The organism is Spiroplasma endosymbiont of Diplazon laetatorius (assembly GCF_964019625.1).
Lineage (GTDB): Bacteria > Bacillota_I > Bacilli_A > Mycoplasmatales > Mycoplasmataceae > Spiroplasma_A.
The window spans coordinates 120,093-134,320 of sequence record NZ_OZ026458.1 but is presented as its reverse complement, the minus strand read 5'-3'; the positions used below and the strand labels follow the sequence as shown (position 1 = coordinate 134,320).

Below are 14,228 nucleotides of genomic sequence, written 5' to 3'. Positions count from 1 at the left end.
AGATAGATTTCTACCTATTCATAATAGCATATTAGCAATATTAAAATCAATATTTTTTTTATTTTTTTTACAAAAAAGACAAAAAAATAAACATTTCTGTTTATTTTTAAGACTATTATTCAATTAAACCAGCTTGATATAGTTTTTTAAAGTGTCCTTCTTGTGATTTTAGTTCATTGAATTTACCTCTTTGAACTATTCCTTTACCGTTTCCACCTAAAACTATTATTTCATCTGCATTTTTAATTGTACTTAATCTGTGAGCGATAGTAACTGTTGTTCTACCTTTCATAAGTACATCTAGTTTTGCCTGAATTTCTTTTTCAACGATATTGTCTAAAGCACTTGTTGCTTCGTCTAATATTAAGATTTTTGGATCTTTTAAGAACATTCTTGCAATAATAAGTCTTTGTTTTTGTCCACCACTTAGTAAGAATCCACGTTCTCCTAAAATAGTTTCGTATTGATCTGGTCATGTCATTACAAGATCGTGTAGTTCAGCTTTTTTACATGCTTCAATAACTTCTTCATTTGTAGAGTTAAATGATCCATATTTAACATTTTCAAATACGTCTCCATATAATATTTGAGGATCTTGTTCTACATAACCAACATGAACTAAGTAACTTGATAAGTTAACATCTTTTAAATTTGTATTTCCGTTAATTATTATTTCACCTTTTGAAGGGTCATAAAATCTTAATAATAATTTTGCAATAGTTGACTTACCACTTCCAGTTTCACCAACAAAGGCATATGATTTTCCTTCTTCAAATTTGAAATCAAATTTTGGAAGTATAACTTTACCTGGTTTTTCAGGATATGAAAATTCAACACCTTTAAATAAGATATCTCCTTTTACTTCCTCAATAATTTCTCCATCAAAGTAATGAGAATCCATTATAGATTTAGCTTTTATTGTGTCATCCACTCTTTGAGCAGCAACAGATGCTTGAGCTAAACCAAATAACGCTGCCATAACATTGAATAACGGAGCTATCATAAGCCCTTGTGCAAGATTGTATGCAGTGAATCTTTCATTTATGAAGCTACTGTCATTTTTGTAAATTAACATTGCTGCAATTACTGTTGCAAATTGTAAGATGAAAGTTCCACCCCACATTGTAGTTAACATAAGTGCCAATCTTGTACCAACTTTTTTAGATTTTTTGTAAAAGTCTTTATGTACTTCATTAAATCTTTCTGTTTCGTAATTTTCTGTACCAGAAGATTTGATTAATCTAACTGTGGCAATTCTATCAGTTACATTACCATTAATTTCTGTAATACTTTCTCTTACTTTAATAACTTTATTTCTTGTTGCATAGAAACAAAACATCATTGCAAACATTATTATCCCAAATGTTACAACAGTTACTGTTGCTAACTGTCAACTTAAGATATACATCAATATTGAAGCTCCAATCACTTCAAAGAAAGATAAACCAAATTGTAAAGGAACTTGAACAGCTTGATCACCAACTATTTGAGTATCAGAAACTATTTTAGTTAAAATTTCTCCAATTTTTTTATCTGAATAGTAAGAAATGTCTTGTCTAACTAAATTTTCAAGCGATCTATTTCTTAAACTAATTTCAATTTTACGACCCATTATATAAGCCAAGTAGTCATAAACAAATGAAAGTATACAATATAGTAAAACTATTCCTATTGACACATATATTAATAATGATGTGTCTTCTGTTCATTTACTAGTTATTAAGTTATCTCCTGAAGGTTTAGATTCAGTAATAGCTAATGTCATTTGATAAGTTAATATTGGCAATGACAAGTGAAGCACAACAAACATTAAACATAGAGCTAACATTGATAACGATAACTTTCATTCTTTTCCAAAATAATAGATAAGAGTTCTAAAAAACTTACCTTTACCCGTGGAAATCTCAAAATCTTCCATATTTTCCATCTTTTTTTTCTCCTTTAAATTTTCTCTAATTCAAATTATATATTTTTATAAACAAAAAGGTACTAAAATATAGTGCCCTTTTCTTTTTTTAAATTACTTTAAGTATCAATTGATACGTACCATAAATACAAATTGTTGGCAATAATGCATTTATACAAAATATTGCTGCTAAACCAGGATCTAATCCAACTGTTGTAAAATCGAAGAAATTATTTACAGTTTCAATAGGCATCAAAGTCAATGTTGTAGCCATAAAAGCAACACCCATCAAAATTAATAACCATTTATTAGGTTTATATTTATCAACATCTTTATTTTTTCTAGTTGACTTAATTGGCAAGAAGAAATTATTGTAGAGAATTGAGTAAAATATTGGAGAAAACATAATAGCTATATAAACTCCTGTTTTACCAAATTCTTTTGCTTTTTCTAAATCTTGACTGAATCATAAAATAGCAATTTCATAATTCAATACAGCAAATAAAGTGTTAAATAAAGTTGTTATTATTATTTGAGACCTAATCCCTTTTAGTAAACTCTCTTTTTTGTGTGTAGGTGGAGGGTTTTTCATCACTCCACGTCTTTCTTTTTGCATTCCGATAGGAACTGCAACTATTGTTTCAATTATAAAAATATGGAATAAAATATTAACTGAATTTAATGCTATATCTTTATTTATAGCAAGTATTAATAATATAGTTAATATTTGACTTATGTTTGCTGCAATCAAGAAAGAAATTGAGTATTTGATTTTTTCATAAACATTTCTTCCTGAGTTAACTCCCGAGATAATACTTTTGAAATTATCATCTGCCAATATAACGTCACTAACACCTTTTGCAACTTCTGTTCCTGTTATACCCATAGATATACCAACATCAGCTTTAACTAAACTTGGTGAGTCATTTACCCCATCACCTGTCATAGCAACAATATTGCTATCTTCTTGTAATAAATCTACTATTAAAGCTTTGTGTTCAGGGTTTACTCTTGCAAAAACATTTGTTCTTTTAAGTCTTTCTTTTAGTTGTTCATTTGTTAATTCATTAATGTCTTGACCAGTTAAAACACCATCAAAATTTTCATCTGCAATACCAAGTCTTGTTGCTATTTCAAATGCAGTAATTTTGTGATCTCCTGTAATCATAATTACACGAATCCCTCCAGCTTTAGCTTCTTCAATAGATGCTTTAACTTCTTCTCTTGGAGGATCGATAATTGCAACACAACCCAAGAAGGTTAAGTTACTTTCATATTTTTGTTTTCCATCAGTTATATCTTTTTGAGAGAACCCTAAAACTCTAAGGCCTCTTTTTGCAAAACTATATAATTGTTCATTTATAATTTTTTTATCTTCATCAGTTAAAGGAGTTACTTTACCATTCACTAGTTTATTTGTACAAATATCTAATAAGTAATCGACTGCACCTTTAACATAAACCATTTGTCTTCCATCAACATCATTTAATGTTGTCATAAGTTTTCTTTTTGAATCAAAAGGTATTTCATCTAATCTCTCATGTTTTTTTCTCATAGACATGTAATTAATATCAAATTTTTTAACAAAATCGATTGTAGCAATTTCAGTTGCACTACCAATTTTCTCTTTTTCAACTATCGCATCACTACATAGAGTTATACAATTTATTAGTTCTGAATATTTATTTTTATCAAAAGATTTAAAGTCATCTTCTTTAAAGTCTAAGAAAATTTTATCAACAGTCATTTTATTTTGAGTTAATGTTCCAGTTTTATCTGAACAAATCACATTAACATTTCCCAAAGTTTCTATAGATTTTGGGTTTTTTATTATTACATTTTTTCTTGCCATTTTCTTTGTTGCTACCATTAAACAAATCTTAACTATAATAGTTAGTGATTCTGGTATTAAAGATATAGCTGAAGAAACAGATATTAATAAAAGATTTTTTAAACTTCCATCTCCCAATTGATCTCTCAATAAGAATGAAGTTAAAAATAAAATTAAACCCATTGCAATTGATACTAAACCTATGATTGTAGTAAGTCTTGTAACTTTTCTTTCTAATGGCGTTTTTTCTTGTTTGTGTCCAGTTATTTTTGAAGCGATTTTACCAATCTCAGATTCGTTACCTGTTCCAAAAATTACCCCCATCATTTTACCTTCAATTACTAAAGTTGACATGAAAGCAATATTTTTTTGATCACCTAACATTAAATTTTTTTCTTTAATAGAATCAGATATTTTTTTTACTGGTTCATTTTCACCTGTAAGAGCTGATTCATCAATTTTTAATAATTGATTATCTATAATTCTTGTATCAGCTGGTACAAAACCACCAGAGTTAACGAATATTACATCACCAGGTACAAGTTCTTCAATATCAATTTCAATTTTTTTTGAATCTCTAAGAACAATTGCTGTTTGTTTATTTTCATTTAAATTTGAAACTTGATTTAAAGACTTAACTTCTTGAACTGTTGCTATAATTGAATTTGTAAATACAATAATGGCAATAATAACCATACCTGTTATATCAACAACTTCAATTTTTTTCGAAATTATAGAAACCAACCCAGATAGTAGACCCGATAAAATCATAATTAAACTTAAAGGGTCTAAAAAACTCTTTAAAAAAATCATAAATCAGTTTGGTTTTTTTGATTTTGGTAGATTATTTCTACCGTATTTTTCTAATCTTAACTTCGCTTCTTTATTGCTTAATCCAGTTTCGGGATTAACCTCTAATATTGAGCATATTTTTTTATTTGATAATTTATATCATCCTTCGTGTGAAGACAGAGTCTCGGAGTCAGTTAACTCTTTTTTGTTATCATTTAGATTCATTTTTTCACCTCTAAAGATTTAAAAATCTTAACCACCTAATCTTACTCCTTTAAAAGTATAAGTCAAACAAACTTTAATTTTGAATAGTTTATAAACCCTTAAATACTGACTTTAAACAAAAATAGAAGAATTTTAAAAATTCTTCTATCCTATAGTTACTTCTTCTTCTAAATAGGCATAATTTTGTTTATTTTTTGGTTTAACAAAAGCCAATAAGGTATTTGAAATTCCAAGTTGTCCAATAAACATTGTAATAACCAACATTATTTTACTTATAACACCCAGTTGTATTATTTGACTATTTGGGAATGGTTGGAAACCAACAGTACCAAAGGCACTACATACATACATTATAAGTTTTATTATTGTAGCATCTGTGTGATCTGTATTGTCTGTTCCGAATAGCATTTCATTGCTATCTAAATAAACTACAAATATACTTGTAACAACAATAAAGAATGAAATTAAAACTACTGCAAATGATCTTTTAACTGTTTCGTCTGGTATTTTTCTTTTAAATGCTTCAACCGATTTTTTATTTCTCATAATTGAGAAAATAGCTAAAATACATATTGCAAATGTAGTGGTTCTAATTCCCCCGGCAGTTGATGAAGGAGCTGCACCAATAAACATTCAAATAGATAATATAAACTTACTTCCTGCAGTAAAGTTATTAACATCAACTGTTGCAAAACCAGCATTTCTAGTTGAAGAAACGTTGAAAATTAAATCCATCATCCATACATGTGTAGGTTTTCAAGTTCCGTCAGTAACCCACTTGTTAATTATTATTTCGCCAGTATTTTTTTCTGGTTTAGGGATATAAATTACTTCTTGAAAATGACCATTTAATAAAATACGACTATCTTCAACAGTTAATCATTCTGTTAAGAAAACTAAAATTGGTCCTAAAACAAATAAAACCACATAAGTAATAAAGTTTAATTTAGTAAATAAAGAAAACTTAACTGTTTTTCCTTGTCTTCTAGCTTTAATTTTTTTCTTAATATCATGGTAAGTTGGATAACCCAATCCTCCAATAACTCATTGCATTAAAAATGTCATTTGAATTAAATATCCATAAGATCCTGGTTGGTTATAAGGAACTAAAGAGTTTCCACTTAAAATATCAAAACCAGCATTGTTTGTAGCACTTATTGAGTGAAAAATTGAAAATCATAGTGATTTACCAAAGTCATTATAAGGACTTGTTATTCCTACTGCATTTTCTTCTGTGATTCCAATTGGAGTGAAATAAAATCCAAAGAATAAAACTATTGATCCAGCCAATTCCAATCCAATCAAGAATATGAAAGCATCCTTAATCATTTCAACTGTATTTGATAAACTGTTATTACCTCTTTCAGAAGAAGCTATGTTTTGGTCGTCTAAAGATACTTTTCTACCAATCATAACCAAAAGAGAAATTTTAATAGTAAGTATTCCAATACCACCAATTTGACACATTATTATAATTAAAAGTTGTCCTGTGAATGAATAACCAGTGTTTGTTTGAATCATAGTTATACCAGTATCTGATATAGCACTTGATGCTGTAAACATTCCTGTTATAAAGTCTCAATGATTTTCTTTATCTACAACAACACCTGGAATTGATAATAAAAATCCACCAATAATAATAGCTAAAAGATATGCAGAAATAATCCTTCCACTAACTCTAGAAAAAGGTCATCAGTTCTTTAATTTATAAAAGAATTTTTCATTTGGTTTTTTAGGCTCTTTTTTAGGTTTTTTAGATTTAGTATTTAAAATCTCTTTTTCGTCGCCTGAAGAATTTTTCATAAAAAAACTACCTCTTTCAAATCTACATTAAATTATACATTAAACCTGAAAAGAGTTGTATAATTTAAAGAGTTAGAAAGTTGGTGCTCATATGGCTAGAAAGAAAAGTTTTGCTATATTTGGTGCAAATTACTTTGGATTATCTGTTGCTCAAACATTAGATGAGAAAAAGCAATTAATTAAAATATTTGATTATGACGAAGAAAAATTAAACTTACACATAAACCAATTTGAATCTGTTGAAGGAGTTGTTTTAGATGCAACTAATAAAAACGCTTTAGAGAAAAATGGTATTAACCAATATGATGGAGTTATTGTTTGTTTTGGTGGAAACATGGAGTCAAGTATTTTAACAGTTTTAAACCTTTTAGACTTGGGTGTTGAAAACATAATAGTTAAAGCAAGAGATGAAAGACATAAAAGAATTCTATTAGCTCTAGGGTTAGAAGAAGACAAAGTTATCATTCCCGACGTTATTACAGGAAAAATGGTTGCAACTAAATCATTATTTGATATTGAAAGTGAAGTTCAATCAATCGATAACGAATATGTATTTACAAGTATTGTAGTAAATGAAGAAGAAATAATTGATAAGTCAATTTTTGATGCAGGATTAACTTCAAACAAAGACTTTAATATAATCCAAATTAAAAGAAATGGTAAAACAATACTTCCAGATGAATATACAGTCCTTAAAGAAGGAGACATTCTTGGAGTATATGCAAAAAATAATATAGTAAATGATCTTGTTCTAAAAATTAGAGGAGAACAAGAATTAGAAGATTAAAAAAACTAGCTCATGCTAGTTTTTGTTTTGTTTGATCATTTCTATTATAACTTCTGTCGCCACTGTTGGATTTACATTACCCCCAGTTTCTTTCATAAGTTGTCCCATAAGAGTTTTTTCTACCCTTTCTGGTCTTTGTTCGTATTGTTCTTTAATCAATTCAATATTTTGTTCAACTATAGGTTGTAATATTTTTTTGATTTCATTTATATCAGAAATTAACTTTAAATTATTTTCATCAGCTATTTGTTGAACTGATTTTTCAGTTTCAAAAGCTATTGGTAAAATTGTCTTAACGTGTTTAGAAGAAATAACTCCTTCATCCATCATTTTTATAATTTCACTAATGTCTTTTGGTTGCAATTTAGATTGGGTTAACTCAATTCCATCTTTATTTAGTAAAGCCTTAATATCTGTAATTAAATAGTTTGCAACTTTTTTAGGATCAGATCCAAGAGAAATACTTTCTTCAAAAAACTTTACCAAAGATAAATCAGATAAAATATAATTTGCATCATCTGAAGATAATTGATAATTATCTAAATATTTTTTTCTTTTTTCTGAAGCAAGTTCAGGAGATGAAGATATAACTTCTTTAATTCAATTCTCATCTAATTTTATTGGGAATATATTTGGTTCTCTAAAATATTTATAATCAACTGCATTATCCTTTTTTCTCATCAACACAGTCTCTTGAATTGATTCATCAAATCTTCTTGTCTCTTGATCTACTTTACCACCAGATAGAAGAATTTTTGATTGTCTTTTAATTTCAAATTCAATTGATTTCTTAACATTATTTAGTGAGTTTAAGTTTTTTATTTCAACTTTTGAACCAAACTCTGGATAACCATATGGTCTCAAAGAAATGTTTACATCACATCTTAATGAACCTTCGTTCATTTTAACATCACTTATACCAAGGAACAACAAAATCTCTCTAAGCTGATTTACATATTCCACAGCTTCACTGGCACTTCTTATAAATGGTTTAGAAACTATCTCAACTAAACCAACACCACTTCTGTTGAAATCTATATAAGTCAGATCTCCTTTGTGGGTTTGTTTTGCTGTATCCTCTTCAATATGAAGTCTTTCAATTTCTATAGTTTTAGTTGTGCCATCTTCTAAAGTAATATTTATTTTTCCTTCTTTACCTATTGGGAAAAATTGTTGAGTGATTTGGAAACCCTTAACCAAGTCTGGATAAAAATAATTTTTTCTATCAAATCTAAGTAAGGGATCTATTTCCATTTGTAAAGCATTACATGCAAGTATTGCAAGTTTAACACCTTCTTTGTTAACTGAGGGCAATGCTCCTGGATAACCCATATCAACTTCAGAAACTTTTGAGTTAGGTGTTTCTCCATAACTTACAGGACCAACTCCAAACATTTTTGAATTAGTTTTTAATTCAACGTGATTTTCAATTCCAATAATTACTTCAAAGTTATTCATTTACATCACCTACTTGTCTAAAATTTTTTGAAATTATATCTTCTAACAATTTAGCTGCTTGTAAAACTTTAAGATCAGATTTTGGTTTTGCGTTTAAGTTTATACCTATTGGCATATTATCTTCTGTTACAAAAGGAATTGTGACAGAAGGCATTCCATTAAAGTTAGCAAGAATTAAAACATCTTCTATAAAAGCAGTTTCATTATCTTCTTTTTGTTCTACATCAAAACCATAAACACTTTTTACTGTAGGAGCTGGAGAGATTGTTGGTGGAAGAATTAATATATCCACCTCTTTGTAAAGTTTATCTAATTCTTCAACTATTAATCTTCTAACTTTTTTTGATTTAGCTAAAAGCAATTCTTGATTTTCAGATTTCAATTGGTAACTACCAATTATAAATCTTCTCTTTACAGTTTCTCCAAAACCTTCTGTTCTAGAATTTTTTATTATTTCTTTGTAATCATTTCCTTTTGCTCTTATTCCAAACTTAATACCATCTAAGTTTGAATGTGTTGATACACCTTCAGCAAAGGAAATCATCATGTAAGCTGCAGGTATTGCTTCTAATAATTTTTTATCAAAATCATATTCAACAACTTCATGGCCAGCTTCTTTTATTAATTCATAAAGTTTTTTATAATCTTCTTTTAACTTACCAGTTAAAATTTCTTCAATAGATTTTATATAACCGAATTTTATTTTTTTGTCTGTACTTGATATGTTTTCAACAAAATTTTGTTGATTATTTATTGATGTAAAATCTTTTTGATCATATCCAAAAGTTGCTTCACACAAGTAAGCAAGATCTTCTACATTATTTGTAAAGAATCCCAAATGGTCTAAACTTGGTGCATAAGGAATTGCTCCATATCTTGATATAGAACCATAAGTTGGTTTGAAACCAACTATACCATTAAGACTTGCTGGTTTTCTTATTGAGTCACCAGTGTCACCACCAGTTGCAAATGGAACAATCCCCTTTGCCACAGCATAGGCACTACCACTTGAACTACCCCCAACTATTCTATTGTTATCATGTGGGTTTCTAACTTCTCCATTAAAAGAAAATAATCCTGTTCCTCCCATTGATAATTCATCAAGAGCGGCTTTACCAACAAGTATAGAATTAGTTTCATTAAATTTTTCAGCAATAGTTGCATCAAAAGAAGGAACATAGTTTGATAAAATTTTTGATCCAGCTGTAGTCAAAATATTTTTTGTTGAAATGTTGTCTTTGTGAATAAAAGGAACACCATATAAAACATTATTTGAATCAATATTTAAATCAAGTTCTTTTGCTTTTTCTAAAGCCTCTTTATCCGATAAGGTAATTAAAAAATTACTTTCCATTTCTTTTTTAGAATTATCTATAACACTTTTTACTAAATCCACTAATGTTATTTCTTTTTTTGAAATTTTTTCATGTAACTGCTTTAATGTAATATTTTTAAAATTCATTTTATTTAACCACCTTTGTAATTGTTACGAAGTCACCTTCAACACTAGGAGCATTTCTTAAAACATCTTCTTGTGCTAAAACTTTAACTTCGCCATCTTCTCTTAAGTGTGTGTTGTGGATATCAAATGGATAATGCAATTCTTCTACACCATCAGTGTTGATTGATAAAACTTTTTCAAATTTATGTAATATATCATTCTCATACTTAAGAATATTTTTCAATTCTTCTTCAGTTAGATTTAACATTGCATCTTCTTGAAGTTCTTTTAATAATTCTAAATTTATTTTCATTTCTTATTCACCTATCATTTCTAAAAACTCTTCTTCTGAAAGAATTTTAATTCCTAACTTCTCAGCTTTTTCTAATTTGCTTCCAGCTTCTTTACCAGCTAAAAGAAAATCTGTTTTCTTGCTAACAGTATCAATTACTTTAGCTCCATATTCTTCTAATAAATCTTTAAAGTAATTTCTTGGTTTACTTAAAGTACCCGTTATAACAAAACTTTTCAAAGTAATTTTATCATTATTTTTTGTACCTTCATTACCTAAATAATTCATATTCACTTTTTCATTTTTTAAATCATTTATAAGTTGTAAATTTTGTTTTATTGAAAATCAATCACATACAGATTTAGCAACTATTGGACCGACATCGTTAATCTGTTCTAATTCTTCGAATCCTACTTTTTCTATATTATCGATTGTTTTAAAATTTATAGCTAGAGTTTTTGCTGTTTTTTTACCAACATGTCTAATACCTAAACCAAAGAATAATTTATCAAATGAATTGTTTTTTGATTTCTCTATAGAGTCCAATAAATTATTAACTGACTTTTCACCCATCTTATCAAGTTGGATTAGTTTTTCTTTATGTAAGTTTAATTTATAAATATCTCCAACATTATTAATAAATTTATTTTCATAAAGCTTTTCAATTATTTTTATACTTAAACCCTCTATGTTCATAGCATCTCTTGATACAAAATGTTCTAAACCTCTAACTATTTTTCTAGGACATTGAGAGTTAATACAATATTGATCAACTTCTCCATCAACTCTCTCTAATTCTGAATTACATTCAGGACAATTTTTTTCCTCAACTCATTTTTTAAGTTTAGAAAAATCTTCATTTTGCACTGGAGCAATCACTTCTGGAATTATATCTCCTGCTTTTTTTATTTTTACTTTACCACCAACTCTTATGTCTCTTTGTAATATAAAATCAGCATTGTGAAGTGTGGCTGCTTGAACTGTGGTTCCAGCGATTTGCACAGGTTCTAAAGAAGCATTATATGTAATTCTTCCTGTTCTACCTACCGTTGCAAATATATTATTAAGTTTTGTTTCTTTTACTTCTGCAGGAAACTTAAAAGCAATAGCTCACTTTGGAGATTTTGCAGTGTAACCAACTTTTTCATAAAGATCAAAATCATTTACCTTTATTACAACTCCGTCAATCTCATAATCTAGAAGTTCTCTTTGTGATTGAATGAATTCAATGTGTTCATAAACCTCATCTATGTTGTTACATATTTTACCAAGCTTGTTAACTTTAAAATTCATTTTGTCTAAATAATCTAAAGACTCACTGTGTGTATGGAATTGTTCTCTGTCCATAAAATAATATAGATATGCATCCAACTTTCTAGATGCAGCAATAGATGAGTCAAGTTGTCTTAAAGTTCCTGCAGCTGCGTTTCTTGGGTTAGCAAAAATTTCTTCATCATTATTTTGTCTTTGCTTGTTTATTTTTTCAAATTCATTTTTTGAAAGGAAAACTTCTCCTCTAATTTCAACATAATCTCTTTTATCAGAAATAGATAATGGAATACTTTTAATTGTCTTAACATTTGAAGTAACATCTTCTCCATAAACACCATCACCTCTAGTAACACCTTTAAAAAGATTTCCTTTTTTATAAATTAAAGAAATAGATAGTCCATCTATTTTTGGTTCAACAAAAAAATTATAATTTTTATTCTCAATTTCTTTTAGAATTTGATCGTCAAAATTAATTAAGTCATTTTTATTAAATGCGTTAGATAAACTTAACATAGGTTGTTTATGTTTGTACTTTTCAAACTTATCCATTACAATTCCACCAACTTTTTGAGATGGAGAATCTTGTGTAAGTAGTTCTGGATATTGTTTTTCTAAATTTATAAGTTCATTCAAACTTTTATCATACTCTGCATCATCTACAATTGGGTTATCCAAAACATAATAAGCGTGTCCTCACTTATTTAAATCTTCTTTTAACTTGTTGATTTTAATTTGTATGTCTTTCATAAGAACTCCTTACTAAAAAATTAATCTTGAATATTTTTTTATAACAACAACTTCGCTAGTATTTTGTTTTTCTTTCTTTGTCTTAATCACATAAGGAACTGAGTTTATCATTACAAACAACAATACCAGAAGAACTATACCATTTGTTTCAAACATTTTTGGATAAAAGGTATTTATGAATCTAACAGAAATTGGATTATAAAAAGTTAAATAACTTATTAAAAATAAGTCTACTATATTTGAAAGTAAATCATGTTTGATTTTTTTTCTAAAGAAAACTCAAACTATAGATGCTGCCAATAATGACATCGATATAATAAATGTAATTAGTTGCTTTGCAATATTATTTTTAATAAAAGATAATCACATGTATAAAATATTTAATGAGTTATAACTTTCTGACATTATGTTTTCATTAAAAGCTAAAATGAATGCTGTTGATATAGTCATAAAGAAAATTGGTACAAACAATACAGTGAATGTATTTCTGTTTTCCAAAAATGTTTCAAACTTAACTACAAAACTATAATTTTTATTCATTAGGTATGTGGTTATTATCATAACAAATAAGATTCCACCAAATATAACTACCTGCAGATACAAGCTTAAAATAATGTTATAGAATATAAATCCAAACATTGGGAATAAAGCTATTTTCAAAATATCTTTAGTGAAGTTTTGAGTGAATCTTCTTTGTATTGTAAAAATAAAAGCGTAAAGCAAGAATAAAATTTGATATGAACTGTCTCATGAAAAAGATATGTACCCACCTAAAATAATACCAACTAATATAGGATTGTATCTTTCCCTGTTATTAAACGTTGTATACCTTAACAGCATAGTTGTTGCATACAATATTAAGTATAACAACATTATTTCACCACTAAATATTGAGTAGTCCATTCTTCAAAGAACTATTCTTGTTATTACAAATAATAATAAACTTGAAACAAAAATAAGTGATTTATTTTTAAACTTATCTTTTTGACAAAATGATTCATAAAAAGTTGCAAAAATAGAAGATAGCACAAAAGCATCTAAGATCAAAGTCATAGGAACAAGTAAATCTTTATACTGATAAGGTTGTGCATTTACCATCATTATTGTTGATAATTGAAAACTATATCATCCTTGGAAAGGTCTAAATCCCAAAAAGTTAAATAAAGTAGAGTCATTGAAGAAAGAAACCGGGTTATCTTTCAATCAATATAATATTGCAAGTGTATTTTTATGTCTACTGAAATTTTCATTTGAAATATAATTCATCGAAACATAATCTATAGTTATGAAAATAGCTACAACACCCAGAAACAATAAAGAGTCCATTTTAAAGAAGTTTGTATTTAATCAAAATCTCATAAACACAAAACAGAAAAGTAAGTATATTACAGATATAGCAAATATATAATAGATGAAGAAAACATAAGGTAAAACAGAAATAAGTTGTAAAGGAAATGTACAAACTGATAAAAATGTAAAGTAACTGAAAAAACCTGTAGCAATTGCCACAAAGTAGTTTTTTATCTTAAATTTGAATAATTCCAAAGTAATCAAACCAGATGTATAAAACATAAATAGATATAACATTGAAATTCCAATTGCTATAAATAACGAACTTACTAACATATTCTCACCTTTATAAATTATAGCATCTTGCACCACTTTAAATATTCT

9 protein-coding genes are annotated in these 14,228 nt (G+C 27.6%); 1 reads left to right on the top strand and 8 read right to left on the bottom strand.

Annotated features, from left to right (window positions below; genetic code table 4):
• Window positions 1-115: 115 nt before the first annotated feature.
• The 3 genes from AACL10_RS00595 to AACL10_RS00585 form a co-directional block, all read right to left on the bottom strand.
• Window positions 116-1,927: an ABC transporter ATP-binding protein gene (locus tag AACL10_RS00595; protein ID WP_338985313.1), complete on the bottom strand. Its 1,812-nt coding sequence runs from the start codon at window positions 1,925-1,927 to the stop codon at window positions 116-118.
• Window positions 1,928-2,015: 88 nt separating this feature from the next.
• Window positions 2,016-4,754, bottom strand: coding sequence for a cation-translocating P-type ATPase (locus AACL10_RS00590; protein ID WP_338985311.1), 2,739 nt, complete (start codon window positions 4,752-4,754; stop codon window positions 2,016-2,018).
• Window positions 4,755-4,898: 144 nt separating this feature from the next.
• A complete protein-coding gene (locus AACL10_RS00585; RefSeq protein WP_338985309.1) occupies window positions 4,899-6,557 on the bottom strand; it encodes a TrkH family potassium uptake protein in 1,659 nt (552 codons plus the stop codon).
• Between the two features lie 91 nt (window positions 6,558-6,648).
• Between AACL10_RS00585 and AACL10_RS00580 the strand changes: the two genes are divergently transcribed.
• Window positions 6,649-7,344: a TrkA family potassium uptake protein gene (locus AACL10_RS00580; RefSeq protein ID WP_338985307.1), complete on the top strand. Its 696-nt coding sequence runs from the start codon at window positions 6,649-6,651 to the stop codon at window positions 7,342-7,344.
• A 15-nt stretch (window positions 7,345-7,359) separates the two neighbouring features.
• On the opposite strand, the gene gatB is transcribed toward AACL10_RS00580, so the two are convergent.
• The 5 genes from gatB to AACL10_RS00555 are packed head-to-tail and all read right to left on the bottom strand — an operon-like array spanning window position 7,360 to window position 14,180.
• Entirely contained in the window at window positions 7,360-8,802 is a 1,443-nt protein-coding gene (gene gatB / locus AACL10_RS00575; RefSeq protein ID WP_338985305.1) for an Asp-tRNA(Asn)/Glu-tRNA(Gln) amidotransferase subunit GatB, read from the bottom strand.
• Window positions 8,795-10,264: an amidase family protein gene (locus AACL10_RS00570; protein WP_338985303.1), complete on the bottom strand. Its 1,470-nt coding sequence runs from the start codon at window positions 10,262-10,264 to the stop codon at window positions 8,795-8,797. The genes gatB and AACL10_RS00570 overlap by 8 nt, the downstream gene beginning before the upstream one ends.
• Before the next feature lies 1 nt (window position 10,265).
• The gene (gene gatC / locus AACL10_RS00565) at window positions 10,266-10,556 is read right to left on the bottom strand and encodes an Asp-tRNA(Asn)/Glu-tRNA(Gln) amidotransferase subunit GatC (protein WP_338985302.1); all 291 of its coding nucleotides are present in this window, start codon (window positions 10,554-10,556) and stop codon (window positions 10,266-10,268) included.
• A gap of 3 nt (window positions 10,557-10,559) precedes the next feature.
• On the bottom strand, window positions 10,560-12,554 hold the full coding sequence (gene ligA, locus AACL10_RS00560; protein ID WP_338985300.1) for an NAD-dependent DNA ligase LigA: 1,995 nt from the start codon (window positions 12,552-12,554) through the stop codon (window positions 10,560-10,562).
• A gap of 12 nt (window positions 12,555-12,566) precedes the next feature.
• Entirely contained in the window at window positions 12,567-14,180 is a 1,614-nt protein-coding gene (locus AACL10_RS00555; RefSeq protein WP_338985298.1) for a hypothetical protein, read from the bottom strand.
• Window positions 14,181-14,228: the final 48 nt, after the last annotated feature.